Here is an 18,316-nt window from a genome sequence, read left to right as displayed (position 1 = left end):
CCTCCGGCTCCAAGATCTGGACACGGTGTCCGCTATTCGGGACGGCATGCTCGGTGGGTGGGCGGCGCGTCGAGGCGGTACGGGGGTGGCGGAGCACGCGGCGGGCGGGGCGGCTTCACCGCAGGCCGCGGTGGTGGGATCAGGATTCCGTCAGGTACCGCTGCAGCGTCGGCGCCACCATCTCGATGATTTGTTCGGGAGGTGCCGAAGCCAGTGGCTCCGCCTGGATGACGTAGCGCAGCATCGCGATCCCCAGCATGTGCGAGGCGGCCAGTTCCGCGCGGAAGGTCGCGTCCGGGACGTCCAGTGTCTCCGCGATGCGTTCCAGGAGGCGGCGCAGGACGAAGCCGCGGAGGACCTTCGCCGCCGCCTCGTGCGTCAGCGCGGACCGCATGACCGCCAGCAGCGGAACCCTCGTCGCCGGGTTCTCCCACACGGCGATGAAATAGCGGGCCAGCCGCTCCCCCAGGCCGTCGGTGCCGCTGCCCAGGATGGCCGGGATCACCAGGGCCGGCTCGAAGGAGAGCTCGATGGCGGCCGCGAAGACCTCGTCCTTCGTACCGAAGTAGTGGTGGACGAGGGCGGAGTCGACGCCTGCCGCCTTGGCGATGCCCCGGATCGACGTCTTGTCGTAGCCGCGCTCCGCGAATTCGGTGCGGGCGGCCTCCAGGATGCGGGTACGGGCGTCGGGGCCGGTGGTGTCGGCCGTGCGGGAGGGGCGCCCTCGGCGCCTGGGGGCGGGGTTCGCGGGGCCGTCGGCGTCGGTGGGGCCGTCGGTCACGGGCGCGGCGCCTCGGCCGAGGAGGACGCCAGGTGGAGCCGGGTGAAGGCCAGCGCCTCCGCCAGGTCGGCCTCGCGTTCGGCAGCGGACATGGCACGCCGGGTGTTGACCTCGATGACGACATGGCCGCCGAAGCCGGTACGGGCCAGATGCTCCAGGAGTTCGGCGCAGGGCTGGTCGCCACGGCCGGGCACCAGGTGCTCGTCCTTGTTGGAGCCCTTGCCGTCGGCGAGATGGATGTGGGCGAGCCGGCCGCCCATCCGGTCGACCATCGCCATGCCGTCGGTGCGGGCCGTCGCGGTGTGCGAGAGGTCCACGGTGAAGTGGCGGTAGTCGTCGTTGGTGACGTCCCAGTCGGGGGCGTACGCGAGCATCTCGCGGTCCCGGTAGCGCCAGGGGTACATGTTCTCGACCGCGAACCGCACGTCGGTCTCGTCCGCCATGCGCCAGATCCCCCTGACGAAGTCGCGCGCGTAGTTGCGCTGCCAACGGAACGGCGGGTGCACGACGACGGTCGTCGCTCCGAGCTTCTCGGCGGCGGCACGGGCCCGCTGGAGCTTCACCCACGGATCGGTGGACCAGACGCGCTGTGTGATCAGGAGGCAGGGCGCGTGGACGGCGAGGATCGGTACCCCGTGGTAGTCCGAGAGCCGTCGCAGGGCCTCGATGTCCTGGCTGACGGGGTCGGTCCACACCATGACCTCGACGCCGTCGTAACCGAGACGCGCGGCGATCTCGAAGGCCGTCGACGTCGACTCCGGATAGACGGATGCCGTCGACAGGGCGACCTTCGCATCCGGGATGCGCACCACTGGTTCTGCCACTGGGACAGCGTACGGGCAGCGGTACGCCTCGCCGAGAGACCTCGGCGGAAAGTGAGAAGGGCCATGGCGGCCCCCGGCAGGTCCTGCGGCACCCGGCGGGCCCCGGGCCGGCCTTCCGGCGCTTCAGCGGCCCCCGGCCCCGGTCGGTCGTCCGGCGCTCAGCGACCCCCGGCCGACCCCGCGACACCCGGCGGGCCCCGGGCCGGCCTTCCGGCACTCAGCGCAGCGCGGCCTGCTCCGTGGGCAGGTGGTCCAGGCGGCGCAGGATGACGCCCTCGCGCAGCGCCCAGGGGCAGATCTCCAGCTCCTCGACCCCGAACAGATCCATGGCACCTTCCGCGACCAGCGCCCCGGCCAGCAGCTGCGCCGCCCGGCCCTCGGAGACCCCGGGCAGGTCGCACCGCTGCCGCACGGTCATCGACGCCAGCTTCGGCACCCACTCCTCCAGCGACTTGCGGGTGAGGGCGCGCTGCACGTACAGACCGTCGGTGGTACGCGCGGCGCCCGCGATCCTGGCGAGCTGTTTGAAGGTCTTGGAGGTGCCGACGACATGGTCCGGGCGCCCGAGGCGGGTGAATTCGCCGACACTCCGGGCGATCCTGGCCCGTACATGGCGGCGCAGTGCCTTCACGTCCGCCGGGTCCGGCGGATCGCCCGGCAGCCATCCGGCGGTCAGCCGGCCTGCCCCGAGCGGCAGCGACACCGCGGCGTCCGGCTCCTCGTCCATGCCGTACGCGACCTCCAGCGAGCCGCCGCCGATGTCCAGGACCAGCAGCCGCCCCGCCGACCAGCCGAACCAGCGGCGGGCGGCGAGGAAGGTGAGCCGGGCCTCCTCCGCGCCGCTGAGGACGGCGAGGTCGACGCCCGTCTCCTCCCGTACCCGGGCCAGCACCTGGTCGGCGTTGCTCGCCTCCCGCACCGCGGACGTGGCGAACGGCAGGACGTCCTCGCACCCCTTGTCCTCGGCGGCCTGCAGCGCATCGGTGATCGTCGCCACGAGCCGGTCCACGCCGTGGGGGCCGATCGCCGCGTCCTCGTCGAGGAGTTCGGCCAGGCGCAGTTCCGCCTTGTGCGAGTGCGCGGGCAGCGGGCGCGCACCGGGGTGCGCGTCCACCACCAGCAGATGCACGGTGTTCGAACCCACGTCGAGGACTCCGAGTCTCATACCCGGAACGCTACCGGGGCGGCGGACTTACTCTTGGCCCGTGCCAAAGACGAAAAAGGCGAAGCCGGGCAAAAACACGAAGAAGCAGGGAACGAAGCAGGAGATGCGGCAGCAGGAAGCGAACGGACCGAACCGGTCCGAGGACGAAACGGGTATCGATTTCGCACGGGCCTGGGTCGAGTTCCCCGACCCGGCGGACGACGAGCAGGTCTTCCGCTGCGACCTGACCTGGCTGACCTCCAGGTGGACCTGCATCTTCGGCAGTGGCTGCCAGGGCATCCAGGCGGGCCGCGCGGACGACGGATGCTGCACCCTGGGCGCCCACTTCTCGGACAAGGATGACGAGAAGCGCGTGGCCGGCCATGTCGCACGGCTGACCCCTGATCTGTGGCAGTTCCACGACGTCGGCACCAGGACGGGCTGGGTCGAGGTCGACGACGACGGGGAACGCCAGACGCGGCGCTGGGAGGGTTCGTGCATCTTCCAGAACCGTCCCGGGTTCGCGGCGGGCGCGGGCTGCTCGCTGCACATCCTGGCGCTGCGGGAGGGCAAGGAGCCCCTGGAGACCAAGCCGGACGTCTGCTGGCAGCTGCCGATCCGGCGCACGTACGACTGGATCGACCGGCCCGACGACACCCGTGTGCTCCAGGTGTCGATCGGCGAGTACGACCGCAGGGGCTGGGGTCCGGGCGGTCACGATCTGCACTGGTGGTGCACGTCGGCGACCTCCGCGCACGGGGCCGGTGAGCCGGTGTACGTGTCGTACCGGCCGGAGCTCACCGAGCTGATGGGCAAGGAGGCGTACGACCGGCTGGTCGAGCTGTGCGAGGAGCGCCTGTCCTCGCTGCTGCCGATGGCACCGCACCCGGCGGACCCGGCGTAGGGGCCGGTGCGTGACGACGACGACTGGGGCGTGAGCAGGGGTCGGTTTGACGGTTGAGGCCGACGTGACAGCTGAGGGGCCTCCCGGTGGCTCGGCCGGGCGCCTCGCGCGGGACCGGTCCCTGTGCGTCGGACAGGCGCTCCGCGTCGGCCGGTGTCGCCGTGCGCGGCCTGTTCACGCCGGACGGACCGCTGCCGCCCCCGACGGCTCGCTGTCGCACCGGGCATCTCGTTTCACGCGGGACGGCCCACGCGCCCCCGACGTCCCGTGTCAGCCCGCCGGGGTGGTCGTGCCCGTCCCGGAGTCGGTGGGGGTAGGCGGGTCGGGGGACGGGGTCGGATCGGTCGGGGCCGGGTCCGTCGGTGTCGGCGTCGGGTCGCTCGGGCCGGGTGTCGGGTCGGTCGGCTGTGTGGGATGCGGCGAGGGCGGCGCCGACGGGCCGGAGGGGTCGGGCGGACCTGGGTGTTCCGGACCGCCGGGTGACGGTGCCGTCGCCCCGCGCCCCCGGATCACCACGACCGAATCCGAAGGGGCGAGGGCGATACGGGCGCTCCACGGACCAGCGGGTTCCCGCAGCTGGTCCACGAGGACGCGGACCATGACGCTCTCGCCCGCGGCGAGCGTCCCCGACGAACTGCTCAGACGCAGCCAGGACACGTCCGCGCGGGCCGACCAGGCGACGGGGGCGCCGCCCGAGGCGGTCAGGCGGATCACCGTCGTGCCGCCGGACGAGCGGGCCTCGACGGTGAGCCCGCCGATGCCCCGCACCGAACCCGCGCTGATCACCTCTGCCGAGACGTCCGGCGTGCGGCCGTCCTTGAAGCGGGCGCCCGGCTGGGGACGCGCGTTGCCGGCGTTCTCGTAGTGGCCGTCCGGAGTGCCGTCGTCGTGGCGGACGTCCGTCTCGGTCGCGGTGACCGAGGAACCCTCATGGCCCTCGCCGGTCTGCGGCGCGCCGCGGTAGGCGGTCCACAACGCGATCACCGGGGCGGCCACGACCGTCGCCACCACCGTCGTCGTCACGACCCTGGCCCGCATCCGGTCCCGGCGCGCGGCGTGGTCCTTCGGGTCCAGCGGGAAGCCCGCCCGGTCGAAGCGCGGACCGCCGGACCGGCTCCGCTGGGCGTGGACCATCGCGACGTAGGCGGAGGGCCGCGGTGCCTCGACGACCGGCAGCGCGGCGGCCGGGGTGAGCGGCGCTCCCGGCCAGGGGCCCTCGGCGCCGGCCCGCTCGGCGGCCCGGCGGCAGCGGGGGCAGTCGTCGACGTGGCGGACGAGTTCACGGCGCAGGGTGGCGGAGAGCAGGACGCGGTGCTCTCCGGTGAGCCGGGCGACGGTGGGACAGTTGCCGGTCTCGACGACGGCGAGGGCGGCGCGGGTCCGTTCCACCTCGCAGGCCGCGGCGGCCAGGAGGTCCCGGGCGGTCGCGGGTTCCAGGCCTAGGACGGAGGCGACAGCACGCGGGGCGAGGCGGTGGCGCACGGCGAGTTCGAGCGCTTCGCGCTGTTCGGGGGTGGTACCCGCGGCCTCGGGCCAGGCCAGCTGGGCGAGTTCGCGGCGATGCGCCTCGGCGGCGGCTTCGGATTCGGGGGTGTGGGCCTTGTCCGCCGGGGTGCCGCCCGGAGCGAAGCCGGCGGGGGCGGGGGCCTTCGCAACAGCGGCGGGGGGCGTACGGCGTCCCGCGCGCGCCCCCTGCACGGCCGTCCCGCCCGGCAGCTTGCCCGGAGGTCCGCCCGCCCGCTTCGGTTCCCGCTTCGCCTCCTGCCTGGCCGGCTGCCTTCCCGACAGCTTCCCGGCCTTGTGGCGGTGCGCCTGGCGGCCCTGTTTCCGCTCGGCGAGCTTGCGCAGACACATCCACCTGGCCAGTGCGTACAGCCAGGATTTACGTTCCGCCTCACCCGCCGGGCACCGGCCGCCCTGTCGTTCCGCGATCGCGAGCACTCCGCCGAGCGCCTCGGTGGCGGCGTTGTGGTCGCAGAGCACGGAGAGGCAGTAGGTGAACAGGCCGTCGAGATGCGGCTCGTAACGTGCGGGAGGCCGCCGCGGCGAAGGCTGCGCCGCGGGGTGGGGCGCACGGCGCCGCGCCCGGTGTGCGCCGGTGGTGTGCGTAGGGGGCTCCAGCCTGCTGCTCATCACCTGGCGACCGTAGGCAGCACCCAGCACGCTTTTAGCGCCTCTTCAGCACATTTAATCCTTACGGGTGAACGTATCGCTCAAAAGGGGACAGGAATTCATGGTTCAAGAGGCCGAAACCGGGGATCCGAGGGGTCGGAATCAGACATTCCGGCGGAAGTGCCTGGGTGGTCGACGTGCGCGCACCCGCGTCGGGCGGCGCCCCGGACCGCGCCCGGCGGCACTGTCCGACCCCACCTATACGGTTGCGCCATGGCTGCCCGTACGAAATCCGCGAAGGACCGGCCGTCCTACCGCTGCACCGAATGCGGCTGGACGACCGCCAAGTGGCTCGGCCGCTGCCCCGAATGCCAGGCATGGGGGACGGTCGAGGAGTTCGGCGGCGCTCCCGCCGTGCGGACGACCGCGGCCGGCCGGGTCAGCACGGCCGCGCTCCCCATCGGCCAGGTCGACAGCCGGCAGGCCACCGCCCGGTCGACCGGCGTGGGCGAGCTGGACCGGGTGCTCGGCGGCGGTCTCGTCCCCGGGGCCGTCGTGCTGCTCGCGGGCGAGCCGGGCGTCGGGAAGTCGACGCTGCTGCTCGACGTGGCCGCGAAGGCCGCGAGCGACGACCACCGCACGCTCTATGTCACCGCCGAGGAGTCCGCGAGCCAGGTGCGCCTGCGTGCCGACCGGATCCGGGCGATCAACGACCATCTGTACCTCGCAGCCGAGACCGACCTCTCCGCGGTCCTCGGCCATCTGGACGCCGTCAAGCCGTCGCTCCTCGTCCTCGACTCCGTACAGACCGTCGCCTCGCCCGAGATCGACGGGGCACCCGGCGGCATGGCGCAGGTCCGGGAGGTCGCCGGTGCGCTCATCCGGGCCTCCAAGGAGCGCGGCATGTCGACGCTCCTGGTCGGCCATGTCACCAAGGACGGGGCGATCGCGGGGCCACGGCTGCTGGAACATCTCGTCGACGTGGTGCTGTCCTTCGAGGGCGACCGCCATGCCCGGCTGCGCCTCGTGCGGGGCGTCAAGAACAGATACGGCGCGACCGACGAGGTCGGCTGCTTCGAGCTGCACGACGAGGGCATCACGGGCCTCGCCGACCCGTCCGGGCTCTTTCTCACCCGGCGCGACGAGCCCGTCCCCGGCACCTGCCTGACCGTCACTCTGGAGGGCAAGCGCCCGCTCGTCGCGGAGGTCCAGGCGCTGACGGTCGATTCACAGATCCCGTCACCCCGGCGCACCACCTCCGGCCTGGAGACGTCCCGGGTGTCGATGATGCTGGCCGTTCTGGAGCAGCGCGGCCGGATCAGCTCGCTCGGCAAGCGGGACATCTACAGCGCGACGGTCGGCGGTGTGAAGCTCTCCGAGCCCGCCGCGGACCTCGCCGTCGCACTGGCACTGGCCAGCGCGGCCAGTGACACCCCGCTCCCCAAGAACCTGGTGGCGATCGGCGAAGTGGGCCTCGCGGGCGAGGTCAGAAGGGTCACAGGGGTCCAGCGGAGGCTGGCCGAGGCGCACCGCCTGGGCTTCACGCACGCGCTGGTCCCGACCGACCCCGGAAAGGTCCCGGCCGGTATGAAGGTCACAGAAGTCGCCAACATGGGCGATGCGCTGAGGGTGCTCCCGCGCCGGTCTCGCGCACAGGCCCCACAGGAGGAGAACGCGCGCCGGTAGACTTTGCCCTGGTCTCGCCCGTCCGTACGAACGGCATGAGGGACGCAAGGGCACCACAAACCTGTGACCGGAGGAGTGCAGTGGCAGCCAGCGACCGGGCAACATCGCCCGGAAAGTCCGGCCAAAGCACCGGTAACGAGGCGCTGATGCGCGCCTCGTTGTCCGCCGTCGCGCCCGGAATGGCCCTGCGGGACGGCCTGGAGCGCATCCTCCGCGGCAACACCGGCGGGCTGATCGTCCTGGGCATGGACAGAACGGTCGAGTCGATGTGCACCGGCGGATTCGTGCTGGACGTGGAGTTCACCGCGACGCGCCTGCGCGAGCTGGCCAAGCTCGACGGGGCGCTGATCCTCGACAAGGACATGACCAAGATCCTGCGTGCCGGTGTGCAGCTGGTCCCGGACGCCTCCATCCCCACCGAGGAGACCGGCACCCGTCACCGCACGGCGGACCGGGTCTCCAAGCAGTGCAACTTCCCGGTCGTCTCGGTCTCGCAGTCGATGCGCCTCATCGCGCTGTATGTGAACGGCGAGCGCCGGGTCCTGGAGGAGTCCGCCGCGATCCTCTCCCGCGCCAACCAGGCACTCGCCACCCTGGAGCGCTACAAGCTCCGGCTCGACGAGGTCGCGGGCACGCTCTCGGCGCTGGAGATCGAGGACCTGGTGACGGTCCGGGACGTGACGTCCGTCGCACAGCGGCTGGAGATGGTCCGCCGGATCGCGACCGAGATCGCGGAGTACGTGGTGGAGCTGGGCACCGACGGCCGGCTCCTCTCGCTCCAGCTCGACGAGTTGATCGCGGGTGTCGAGCCGGAGCGTGAGCTGGTCGTGCGCGACTACGTGCCGGAGCCGACTGCCAAGCGGTCCCGCACGGTCGCCGAGGCCCTCACCGAACTCGACGCGCTCTCCCACACCGAGCTGCTCGAACTCCCGGTCGTCGCACGGGCACTGGGGTACAGCGGCTCGCCGGAGACGCTGGATTCGGCGGTCTCGCCACGCGGCTTCCGGCTGCTGGCGAAGGTTCCGCGGCTGCCCGGGGCGATCATCGACCGGCTGGTGGAGCACTTCGGCGGTCTGCAGAAGCTGCTCGCCGCCAGCGTGGACGATCTCCAGACGGTCGACGGGGTCGGCGAGGCGCGGGCGCGGAGCGTGCGCGAGGGGCTGTCGCGGCTGGCCGAGTCGTCGATCCTTGAGCGGTACGTGTAGCGGTACGGACAGAAGGCTGCGCCGGGGCCCGGGAGACCGGGCCCCGAAGTGCTGTCCGGAACGGGCCGCTCCTCGGGCGCTCAGCGGCGCTCAGCCCTTCTTCCAGCCCTCTCCCGGCCTTCCGCCTGCCTTCTCCTCGGCCTTCACCGGCCGTTTCCCGGCCTTCTCCCCGGCCCTTGCCCGCATCCTTCACTCAGTCCTTCTCCAGGCGGAACGAGGCACGCTGCAACGGCTCGCCCGGCGCCTTCGCCTCGACCAGATACGTACCGGGTGCCGCCGTCCCCGCGGGCGCCGTCGCACACTGCGGAACGCTCTTCTTGCGGTCCCACTCCACGGTGTGGACGACGGTCGCGCCCGCCGGAACCTTCAGCAGCAGGCTGCCGCCGTTGCGCGGGCAGTCCTTGGAGGACCACACCTGGTTGTCGTCGCCACCGGCCTCGGTGATGGTGAGCACCGCGCTCTTCGGCCCGAAGTCGGCCTTGCAGGCGGTGGACGAGGTGTTCTTGGCGATCAACCGGAACTTCGGCTTCTCGTCGGGGCCGTAGCTGAGTTTGGTGCTCAGGCTCAACTGCAGTGCGCCGGAGGTGCAGTCGGGGAGCGAAGAGCCGGCCGGGACCTGCTCACCGGTCACCGCACCGCTGCCGCCCGCGCCCCCGGCGCCGGTGCCCGATCCGCTGCCCGTGCCGCCGTCGCCGCTGCCGCCGCTCGCGCCGCCGTCGGAGCCCGCGCTCGTACCGCCGGTGTCTCCGCCGCCGGTGTCGTCCGACTCGTCTCGTCCGCCGGGCTGTTGGCTGATGGCCGTACCCGGCCGGGAGGGGCCGGGAGTGATCTCGTGCGCGGGACTCTGGCCGCCGGGACGGGAGTCGTCCGTGTTCTTCTTGCCGCCGCCGGAAGTGACGCCCCATACGATCAGCAGCGCGAGCAGCGCAACCAGCGTCGCCGCTACGGCCCTCCGTCGCCAGTAGATGGTGGAGGGAAGCGGCCCGATCGGATTACGCAAAGATCCCACGGCGCAAACTCTACGAGAGATCGGCGCCGACTCCCGCCCCACCCGCCGCCCGGCCCGGAAGTTTTGCGGATCATCATCCCGGGTCGACCCGTTCCGCCCGGTTGTCGCGGCCGAGTTGGGCTTTCGAAATCGTCCCGTCCGACCACTCCGTTTCGTTCACTACCCTCTGTCACATGGATAGTTCATCTACTGCCCCGCTCTACCGGGACATCACCGACTTCGCTCATGACATGCCGTCATGGGTGCAACACCTGGCCGAGATATGGACGGAGCTCGGCCTTCTGGTCTTCGGCGTCCTGTTCATCACCGGGTGGTGGCGCGCCCGCCGGGCGGACGAGGGCGCCCTGGCCCTGGCGGTGCTCGCGCCCCTCGCGACGGCCTTCGCCTACGTGGGCAGCGAGGTGTTCAAGTCGCTGGTGAACGAGGAACGCCCGTGCAGGGCGGTCGCCGGGGCGGCCGCGTCGCTGGTGCCGTGTCCGCCGGCGGGCGACTGGTCGTTCCCCAGCAACCACTCCGCGATCGCCGGCGCGGCAGCCGTGGCCCTGGCGATCGCCCGGCCCCGGCTGGCCTGGCTCACCGTGCCGCTGGCCCTGCTGATGGCCTTCTCCCGGGTCTTCGTCGGGGTGCACTACCCGCATGACGTGGCGGTCGGTCTGCTGCTGGGCGCGGCGCTGGCGGCCGTGGTGGTCGCGGTGCTGCGCCGCCCGGCACGGTCGCTCGCCCGCACGGTACGGAGCAGCGGGGCCCCGGTGGCGGCCCTGGTCTCGGGGCCCGGTACGGGAACGGCACCGGCGGCGGCCGGCCGGTCCCGGAGGCGGCGCAAACGGCACTGACGGCCCGGAGGGAGTCCCCTTGGGCCGGTTGCCGGACACCGAGGGGACAAGACGGGTGGCATTATCACCCCAAGGGCCCTCACGAGGCACGACACCACCGTGCACAGAGCCGTTGTCCGCCCTTCCGTGCCAGGATCGTCGGTGCGATGACTGCCATGACTGCGACACAGACGCCCCCCGCCTCCCTCCACGCTCCCGTCATCGGGTGGTTCGAACAGCACGCCCGCGATCTGCCCTGGCGCCGCCCCGAAGCGGGCGCCTGGGGTGTGATGGTGAGCGAGTTCATGCTGCAGCAGACCCCCGTCAGCCGGGTCCTCCCGGTGTACGAACAGTGGCTGGCCCGCTGGCCCCGCCCGGCCGACCTGGCCGCCGAGCCGCCCGGCGAGGCGGTCCGCGCCTGGGGCCGGCTCGGCTACCCGCGCCGGGCGCTGCGGCTGCACGGGGCCGCCCAGGCAATAACGGAACGGCACGGCGGCGACGTACCGAGCGAGCACGGTCAGTTGCTCGCGCTGCCCGGTATCGGCGAGTACACCGCGGCGGCCGTGGCCTCGTTCGCGTACGGACAGCGGCATGCCGTGCTCGACACGAACGTCCGCCGGGTGTTCGCCCGCGCCGCGACCGGCATCCAGTACCCGCCGAACGCGACCACCGCCGCCGAGCGCAAGCTCGCCCGCGCGCTGCTCCCCGAGGAGGACGAGCGGGCCGCCCGCTGGGCCGCCGCGACGATGGAGCTCGGCGCCCTCGTCTGCACCGCCAAGAACGAGGACTGCACCCACTGCCCGATCGCCGAGCAGTGCGCCTGGCGGCTGGCCGGGAAGCCCGCGCACCAGGGGCCCCCGCGGCGCGGTCAGACGTACGCGGGCACGGACCGGCAGGTGCGCGGCCGACTGCTCGCCGTACTGCGCGAGGCCGTGACACCGGTACCGCAGTCGGCACTGGACGCGGTGTGGGACGAACCGGTGCAGCGCGCCCGCGCGCTGGACGGACTGGTCGCCGACGGCCTGGTCGAACCGCTGGCCGGCGGCCAGTACCGGCTGCCGCTGAGCTGAGCCGCGGGCTCCCCTCTCCCCCGCTGTTACACAACCGATGGGCAGCCGTGCGTCGGCGTATGGCTGCTCCGCACAGCCCCGTGACAACAGCTCCGTACCGTCAACGACGTCGGTCCGGCCCATCGGTGGCCGACAGCGGTTCGACGGGGTTCTACGGGGACGGAGGCGGTTGTAATGGCGCAGGGCGAGGTGCTCGAATTCGAGGAGTACGTACGCACTCGGCAGGAGGCACTGCTGCGCAGTGCGCGCCGACTCGTACCCGACCCGGTGGACGCGCAGGACCTGCTGCAGACCGCCCTGGCCCGCACGTACGGCCGCTGGGACGGCATCGCCGACAAGTCCCTCGCCGACGCCTATCTGCGCCGCGTCATGATCAACACCCGTACCGAGTGGTGGCGGGCCCGCAAGCTGGACGAGGTCCCCACCGAACAGCTGCCCGACGCGAGCGTCGAGGACGGCACCGAGCAGCGCGCCGACCGCGCCCTGCTGATGGATGTGCTGGGCGTACTGGCTCCCAAGCAGCGCAGCGTCGTCGTGCTGCGACACTGGGAGCAGATGAGTACGGAAGAGACGGCTGCGGCGCTCGGTATGTCGGCCGGTACGGTGAAGAGCACGCTGCACCGTGCGCTGGCCCGTCTGCGCCAGGAGCTGGAGAGCCGTGAGGCAGCGAGCAGGGAGGCCCGGCTCCGGGAGGAGCAGGGACCGACCGCGGCCGACCGTGCTCCGGTACGTGCGCGGGCAACGGCGCAGGTCCGGATGCAGTCGGGCAGGCGTGTGGACGAACGGGGGCGGGAGCGGTGCGCGGCCTGACAGCCAGCGATGACAGCGGCGACTGTGGCGGCAGCGGGAACGACGGTGGCCGCGAGGCCACCGGCCGGCGTGGCCAGGTCCTGACCGGCTGGGCGGCGAGCACCACGACCCTGGTCGGGCTCGCCGCCTTCGGGCTGTTCGTCGTCGGGTGCTCCACCGGCGGCACCGGCACCCGGGACGAGGGCCCGGCGGGCACCCAGCCGGTCGCCCAGGTCACGCCGAGCACCGAGCCGTCGACCACGGCGAAGGCGACGCCGCGGGTCGATCCCGTGGCGCTGCTCAAGCACGACCCCAAGGTCAGCGAGCGGGTCAGGACGGATCTGAAGCCCTGCAGCGGCTCCGAGTACCCGGTGGACACCTCGTACGGCACTCTGACCGGCGGCCCCTCGGCCGACGTCGTGGTGAACGTGATGACCTGCGGCGATTCGGTGGGGGTCGGCACCTATGTGTACCGCCAGCGGAGCAACGGCACGTACGAGAACGTGTTCGCCATCGAGCAGCCCGCGGTGTACGGCACCATCGACCGCGGTGATCTGGTGGTGACGGCCCAGGTGTACGGGAAGAAGGACTCGGTCGCGTACCCCTCCGGCGAGGAAGTGATCACCTACCACTGGGCGGACAACCGGTTCAACGAGCACGACCGGGTGCACAACGACTTCAACCGAGCCGTCGGTAACGGAGAGGCCGGTCTTCCGGAATCCGCGGAACCGGCGGGGAACTGAGAGCAGCCCGATGGCCGAGACCCACGTCCTGTTCGTCGAGGACGACGACGTCATCCGCGAGGCCACCCAGCTGGCGCTGGAGCGCGACGGTTTCGCGGTCACCGCGATGCCGGACGGCCTGTCGGGCCTCGCCGCGTTCCGCGCCGACCGTCCCGACATCGCCCTGCTCGATGTGATGGTGCCGGGGCTCGACGGGGTCAGCCTCTGCCGTCGCATCCGCGACGAGTCGACGGTCCCCGTGATCATGCTGTCGGCGCGGGCCGACTCGATCGATGTGGTGCTCGGCCTGGAGGCCGGTGCCGACGACTACGTCACCAAGCCCTTCGACGGGGCGGTCCTGGTCGCCCGGATCCGTGCCGTGCTGCGCCGCTTCGGTCATGCGTCGGGCGGGCAGCCGGGCAGCGGGGAACGGGAGCCGCAGCCCGTCGGCGGCGTGCTGGTCTTCGGCGATCTGGCGGTCGACACCGAAGGCATGGAGGTCCGCCGGGGCAGCGAGCAGGTGGCGCTGACGCCGACCGAGATGCGGCTGCTGCTGGAGTTCTCCGCCGCGCCCGGCACGGTGCTCTCCCGCGACAAGCTGCTGGAGCGCGTCTGGGACTACGGGTGGGGCGGCGACACCCGGGTCGTGGACGTCCATGTGCAGCGGTTGCGCACCAAGATCGGCCAGGACCGGATCGAGACGGTCCGCGGCTTCGGCTACAAGCTCAGGCCATGAAGCGGCCGACGCTGCGGACGGGTGTCCGCTGGAAGATCAGCATCGCCATCGCGGCGGTCGGCGCGCTGACCGCCGTCGCGCTCAGCTTCGTCGTCCACAACGCCGCCCGGGTCTCGATGCTGGAGAACGTCCGCGAGGTCCAGCTGGAGCGGCTGACGTACGCGCAGCTGCTGTACGAGGCTAAGAAGACGCAGAAGACCGACCCCCGGTTCGGCGCCAAGCTCAACGACCCGTTGATGCCGCGCAGCCTGCGCGCGGAGACCAGCAGGAACCGGCGCGCCACGCATGTCGAGGAGCTCAAGCAGGGGGGACCCGACGTGTGGGCGGCCGTCCCGGTCGGCAACGGCGATGTGCTCTCGCTGCACACCCGTTTCACCGGCCGCAGCGCCAGGGTCCTGGGGGATCTCGACCGGGCGCTGATCATCGGCTCGGTCTCGGTGGTGCTCGGCAGCTGTGCGCTGGGCGTGCTGATCGGCGGGCAGCTGTCGCGCCGGCTGCGCAAGGCCGCCGCCGCCGCGGGCAGGGTCGCGCAGGGCAATACGGATGTACGGGTCAGGGAGGCCGTCGGCGGGGTCGTCCAGGACGAGACCGATGAGCTGGCCCGCGCGGTGGACGCGCTGACGGACGCGTTGAACGAACGGATCGAGGCGGAGCGCCGGGTCACCGCGGACATCGCGCACGAGCTGCGCACTCCGGTGACCGGCCTGCTGACGGCGGCGGAGCTGCTGCCGCCGGGCCGTCCCACCGAGCTCGTACGGGACCGGGCGCAGGCGATGCGCACCCTGGTCGAGGACGTTCTGGAGGTGGCCCGGCTGGACAGCGCGTCGGAGCGGGCCGAGCTGCAGGAGGTCGCGCTGGGCGAGTTCGTCAGCCGGCGCGTCACGCTGCTGGATCCGGATGTACGGGTGCAGGTCGTCCACGAGTCCTGGGTCAGCACCGATCCGCGCCGGCTGGAGCGGATCCTCGGCAATCTGCTGGGGAACGCCGCCAAGCACGGCGCCACACCGGTCGAGGTCACGGTCGAGGGACGGGTGGTGCGGATCCGCGATCACGGTTCCGGGTTCCCCGCGGCGCTGCTGCGTGAGGGGCCGAGCCGGTTCCGTACCGGAAGCAGTGACCGGGCCGGGCACGGGCACGGTCTCGGGCTGACGATCGCGGCCGGTCAGGCGCGGGTCCTCGGGGCCCGGCTGACCTTCCGCAACGCGGCGCCGGAAGGGGCGCCGCAGGGCGCGGGCGGCGCCATCGCAGTGCTGTGGCTGCCCGAGCACGCACCCACGAACACCGGCAGCTTCCCGGTCCTGCGCCTGTCCGAACAGCGCACCCCGGAGAGCGGCGACGGGAAGAACGCGGAGTCCGGCAGCAAGCAGCCCGGCAGCTGAACCGGATACGGAAGGAGGCTCCCGGGGTGCGCCCCGGAAGCCTCCTCGTGCATCGCTCGTACCACCGCGAAGGGGTCAGACCGCCTCGGGCTGCTTGGCACCGGTGGCCGCGGCCGGCTCCGCACCGCCGTCCGACGACGTGGTCTCCGGGCCCGCTCCCCGCAGCGGCACCTCCTTGACGAACACCGAAGCGACGAGGGCGATCACTCCGACCGAGGCGCCCACCAGGAACGCGATGTGCGTACCGGACGACACCGCGAACTGGTACGCCTCACGCACCGCGTCCGGCAGCTTCGCCAGGCTCGACGCGTCCAGCTGGGCGGACTTCGCGGTGACCGCCCCGCCGCCGCGGGCGGCCATCTCGTCCTGCACCCGGCCGGTGAACAGGGCACCCATGATCGCGACACCGAAGGAGCTGCCGAGCGTGCGGAAGAGGGTGGTCGCGGAGGAGGCGACTCCCATGTCCTTCATCTCCACGCTGTTCTGCGCGACGAGCATCGTGATCTGCATCAGGAAGCCCATGCCCGCGCCGAGCACCGCCATGTAGATGCCCGAGGTGAGCCGCGTGGTGCCGGTGTCCATCCGCGAGAGCAGGAACAGACCGGCCACCATCAGGACCGAGCCCAGGATCGGGAAGATCTTGTACTTGCCGGTGCTGGTGGTGACCCGTCCCGCGATCAGCGAGACGACCATCATCGACAGCAGCATCGGCAGGAGCAGCAGACCCGAGTTGGTCGCCGACGCGCCCTGGACGGACTGCTGGTACAGCGGCAGGAAGAGCACCGCGCCGAACATCACGAAGCCCGACATGAAGCCGACGACGGACATCAGGGTGAAGTTGCGGTTGCGGAATATGTGGAGCGGAATAATCGGTTCTGCGGCCTGCTTCTCGACGAAGTAGAAGCCGGTGAGCGAGGCGGCACCGATCGCGATGAGCTCCACGATCACGGCGGAGTCCCAGGCGTACTCCGAACCACCCCAGGTGGTGACCAGCACGATCGCGGTGATGCCGACGGTCAGCAGCCCCGCACCGAGGTAGTCGATCTTCACCTCGGCGCGCTCCCGCTTCGGCAGGTGAAGTACGAGGGTGACCATGGTCAGGGCGACCGCGCCCAGCGGCAGGTTGATGTAGAAGCTCCAGCGCCAGCCGAGGTGGTCGGTGATGGTGCCGCCGACCAGCGGTCCGCCGATCATCGCGATGGCCATGACGCCGGCCATCATGCCCTGGTACTTGCCGCGCTCGCGGGGCGGCACCAGGTCGCCGATGATCGCCATGACGCCGACCATCAGGCCGCCCGCGCCGAGCCCCTGGACCGCCCGGAAACCGATCAGCTGGCCCATGTCCTGGGCCATGCCGCTCAGGACCGAGCCGATCAGGAAGAGCACGATGGCCGTGAGGAAGACACGCTTGCGCCCGTACATGTCGCCGAGCTTGCCCCAGATGGGGGTGGAGGCGGCGGTGGCCAGGGTGTACGCGGTGACGACCCAGGACAGATGCTCCAGGCCGCCGAGGTCGCCGACGATGGTCGGCATGGCCGTGCCGACTATCAGGTTGTCCAGCATGGCGAGCAGCATCGTGATCATCAGGGCGAGCATCACCACCCGGACGCTGCGCTGCTGTTTCCCGGGTTTCCCGGCCGGCCGGTCACCCGCCTCTCCACCCGTCGCCTTCTTCAGCTCCGCCATGGTCCCCACTCCCCTGATCCCCGATGCGCGCCAGGGCACTTACTTGCCGCCCGGCTAGTTGACTACACTGGGGAAAGTAGACGCGTAACTAGCCGGGCGTCAAGTAAGTTTTTTAGGGAGAGCGCCATGGGCAGCACGCCGCAGGCACGCCGGGGCAACACGCGCCAGCGCATTCAGGACGTCGCCCTGGAGCTCTTCGCCGAACAGGGCTACGAGAAGACCTCGCTGCGGGAGATCTCCGAGCGGCTGGAGGTCACCAAGGCCGCGCTGTACTACCACTTCAAGACCAAGGAAGACATCCTGGTCAGCATCTTCGAGGACCTCAACCGGCCGGTCGAGGAGCTGATCGAGTGGGGCAGGGACCGGCCCCACACCCTGGAGACGAAGAAGGAGATCCTGCGCCGCTACAGCGAGGCCCTGACCGCCGCGGCCCCGCTCTTCCGCTTCATGCAGGAGAACCAGGCGACCGTGCGGGACCTCAGCATCGGAAAGACCATCAAGGGCCGCATCATCGGTCTGGTCGACCTGATCAAGGAACCCGACGCGTCACTGGCCGACCAGGTGCGCTGCTTCACCGCGCTCTTCACGATGCACGCGGGCATGTTCGCCCTGAAGGACATCGAAGGCGACCCCGAGGAGAAGCGCAGGGCCGTCCTCGAAGTCGCCTTCGAACTGATCACCCGGGCGGACAGCCCGGGGTCCGCGGAGTAGCGGGGGTACGTCCGGTCAGGTCAGACCCTGACGCCCTCCTTGTACAGGAACGAGACCGGGTTGATCGCGGAACCGTAGTTCGGGGTGGTCCGGATCTCGAAGTGCAGGTGCGGGCCGCTGGAGTTGCCGGTGTTGCCGGAGAGGGCGATCTTCTCGCCCGTCTTCACGGTCTGGCCTATGCGCACATCGATCTTCGACAGGTGGGCGTACTGCGAGTACGTGCCGTTGCCGTGGCGGATCACGATGGCGTTGCCGTACGCGGGGCCGTCGCCGCCGCCGTTCGGGCCGGCCTTCACGACGGTACCGCCGTGCGCGGCCTCGACCTTGGTGCCGATCGGGACGGCGAAGTCCTGACCGGAGTGCTTGTGGGCCCAGCGGGAGCCGTCGCTGCCGAAGCTCGCACTCAGCGCGTAGTGACCCACCGGGATCTTCCAGGCGGTGGCCTTCTTCGCGGCCGCCTTCTCGGCCGCCGCACGCTCGGCCTTGGCCGCCTTGGCCGCCTTGCCCTGCGAGGCCGCCTGCGCGGCGACGGAGTCGGCCGCGCCGGTGCTGATCAGATTCGCGGTGTCGGGGGCACCCGTCGTGCCGGCCGCGAACGCAGCACCCGCGCCGAGAACCATCGACGTCCCCAGACCGGCCGCCACCACGGCGCCACGGACACGGGACAGGGACGGGCGACGGGAGTGCTGGAACGAAACGCGCTTCGACATAAGCGGAGAACCTCCGGAGATGACTGGACCCGACGC

Annotated in this window: 17 protein-coding genes; 10 read left to right on the top strand and 7 right to left on the bottom strand. The window is 71.6% G+C overall.

Annotated elements, in window-relative coordinates:
• Positions 1-139: 139 nt before the first annotated feature.
• From ACZ68L_RS32900 to ACZ68L_RS32890, 3 genes are all read right to left on the bottom strand, one after another.
• The gene (locus ACZ68L_RS32900) at positions 140-781 is read right to left on the bottom strand and encodes a TetR/AcrR family transcriptional regulator (RefSeq protein WP_469584369.1); all 642 of its coding nucleotides are present in this window, start codon (positions 779-781) and stop codon (positions 140-142) included.
• Positions 778-1,605 carry a sugar phosphate isomerase/epimerase family protein gene (locus ACZ68L_RS32895; protein WP_469584366.1) on the bottom strand — a complete coding sequence of 276 codons (828 nt, stop codon included), beginning with the start codon at positions 1,603-1,605 and terminating at the stop codon, positions 778-780. Before ACZ68L_RS32895 ends, ACZ68L_RS32900 begins: the two co-directional genes overlap by 4 nt.
• A 217-nt stretch (positions 1,606-1,822) precedes the next feature.
• Positions 1,823-2,770 carry a Ppx/GppA family phosphatase gene (locus tag ACZ68L_RS32890; protein WP_469584363.1) on the bottom strand — a complete coding sequence of 316 codons (948 nt, stop codon included), beginning with the start codon at positions 2,768-2,770 and terminating at the stop codon, positions 1,823-1,825.
• Positions 2,771-2,810: 40 nt separating this feature from the next.
• Between ACZ68L_RS32890 and ACZ68L_RS32885 the strand changes: the two genes are divergently transcribed.
• Positions 2,811-3,653, top strand: coding sequence for a DUF3109 family protein (locus ACZ68L_RS32885; protein ID WP_469584357.1), 843 nt, complete (start codon positions 2,811-2,813; stop codon positions 3,651-3,653).
• 270 nt (positions 3,654-3,923) lie between these two features.
• On the opposite strand, the gene ACZ68L_RS32880 is transcribed toward ACZ68L_RS32885, so the two are convergent.
• A complete protein-coding gene (locus ACZ68L_RS32880) occupies positions 3,924-5,786 on the bottom strand; it encodes a BACON domain-containing protein (RefSeq protein WP_469584352.1) in 1,863 nt (620 codons plus the stop codon).
• A 252-nt stretch (positions 5,787-6,038) separates the two neighbouring features.
• Here ACZ68L_RS32880 and radA point away from each other — a divergent pair, with 252 nt between their 5' ends.
• Together radA and disA are read left to right on the top strand one after the other, a co-directional pair.
• Complete coding sequence (gene radA / locus ACZ68L_RS32875) at positions 6,039-7,451, top strand: DNA repair protein RadA (protein ID WP_361446929.1); 1,413 nt, start codon at positions 6,039-6,041, stop codon at positions 7,449-7,451.
• An 80-nt stretch (positions 7,452-7,531) separates the two neighbouring features.
• Positions 7,532-8,656 (top strand): DNA integrity scanning diadenylate cyclase DisA, encoded by a 1,125-nt coding sequence (gene disA, locus ACZ68L_RS32870; protein WP_469584349.1) that lies wholly within the window; start codon positions 7,532-7,534, stop codon positions 8,654-8,656.
• Positions 8,657-8,849: 193 nt separating this feature from the next.
• Here disA and ACZ68L_RS32865 read toward each other — a convergent pair whose 3' ends face one another.
• Complete coding sequence (locus ACZ68L_RS32865; protein WP_469584346.1) at positions 8,850-9,665, bottom strand: hypothetical protein; 816 nt, start codon at positions 9,663-9,665, stop codon at positions 8,850-8,852.
• A gap of 173 nt (positions 9,666-9,838) precedes the next feature.
• Here ACZ68L_RS32865 and ACZ68L_RS32860 point away from each other — a divergent pair, with 173 nt between their 5' ends.
• The 6 genes from ACZ68L_RS32860 to cseC all read left to right on the top strand — a co-directional run bounded on the left by ACZ68L_RS32860 (position 9,839) and on the right by cseC (position 15,173).
• Positions 9,839-10,498 carry a phosphatase PAP2 family protein gene (locus tag ACZ68L_RS32860; protein ID WP_469584344.1) on the top strand — a complete coding sequence of 220 codons (660 nt, stop codon included), beginning with the start codon at positions 9,839-9,841 and terminating at the stop codon, positions 10,496-10,498.
• Between the two features lie 146 nt (positions 10,499-10,644).
• Positions 10,645-11,547: an HhH-GPD family protein gene (locus tag ACZ68L_RS32855; protein ID WP_469584340.1), complete on the top strand. Its 903-nt coding sequence runs from the start codon at positions 10,645-10,647 to the stop codon at positions 11,545-11,547.
• A 174-nt stretch (positions 11,548-11,721) separates the two neighbouring features.
• Positions 11,722-12,357 carry a SigE family RNA polymerase sigma factor gene (locus ACZ68L_RS32850; protein WP_469584337.1) on the top strand — a complete coding sequence of 212 codons (636 nt, stop codon included), beginning with the start codon at positions 11,722-11,724 and terminating at the stop codon, positions 12,355-12,357.
• The gene (locus ACZ68L_RS32845; RefSeq protein WP_469584335.1) at positions 12,345-13,079 is read left to right on the top strand and encodes a hypothetical protein; all 735 of its coding nucleotides are present in this window, start codon (positions 12,345-12,347) and stop codon (positions 13,077-13,079) included. Before ACZ68L_RS32850 ends, ACZ68L_RS32845 begins: the two co-directional genes overlap by 13 nt.
• 10 nt (positions 13,080-13,089) lie before the next feature.
• The gene (gene cseB / locus ACZ68L_RS32840; RefSeq protein WP_469584332.1) at positions 13,090-13,794 is read left to right on the top strand and encodes a two-component system response regulator CseB; all 705 of its coding nucleotides are present in this window, start codon (positions 13,090-13,092) and stop codon (positions 13,792-13,794) included.
• Entirely contained in the window at positions 13,791-15,173 is a 1,383-nt protein-coding gene (cseC, locus tag ACZ68L_RS32835; protein ID WP_469584329.1) for a two-component system sensor histidine kinase CseC, read from the top strand. The genes cseB and cseC overlap by 4 nt, the downstream gene beginning before the upstream one ends.
• A 75-nt stretch (positions 15,174-15,248) precedes the next feature.
• On the opposite strand, the gene ACZ68L_RS32830 is transcribed toward cseC, so the two are convergent.
• The gene (locus tag ACZ68L_RS32830) at positions 15,249-16,859 is read right to left on the bottom strand and encodes an MDR family MFS transporter (protein WP_469584326.1); all 1,611 of its coding nucleotides are present in this window, start codon (positions 16,857-16,859) and stop codon (positions 15,249-15,251) included.
• Between the two features lie 126 nt (positions 16,860-16,985).
• On the opposite strand from ACZ68L_RS32830, the gene ACZ68L_RS32825 reads away from it, so the two are divergent.
• Complete coding sequence (locus ACZ68L_RS32825) at positions 16,986-17,570, top strand: TetR/AcrR family transcriptional regulator (protein WP_469584323.1); 585 nt, start codon at positions 16,986-16,988, stop codon at positions 17,568-17,570.
• A gap of 20 nt (positions 17,571-17,590) precedes the next feature.
• Here ACZ68L_RS32825 and ACZ68L_RS32820 read toward each other — a convergent pair whose 3' ends face one another.
• Positions 17,591-18,280: a M23 family metallopeptidase gene (locus tag ACZ68L_RS32820; RefSeq protein ID WP_469584320.1), complete on the bottom strand. Its 690-nt coding sequence runs from the start codon at positions 18,278-18,280 to the stop codon at positions 17,591-17,593.
• Positions 18,281-18,316: the final 36 nt, after the last annotated feature.

The sequence above is a fragment of the Streptomyces sp. NPDC104309 genome (genome assembly GCF_055584025.1).
The sequence above is the reverse complement of the archived record's forward strand: the minus strand, read 5'-3'. Positions and strand labels throughout refer to the sequence as shown.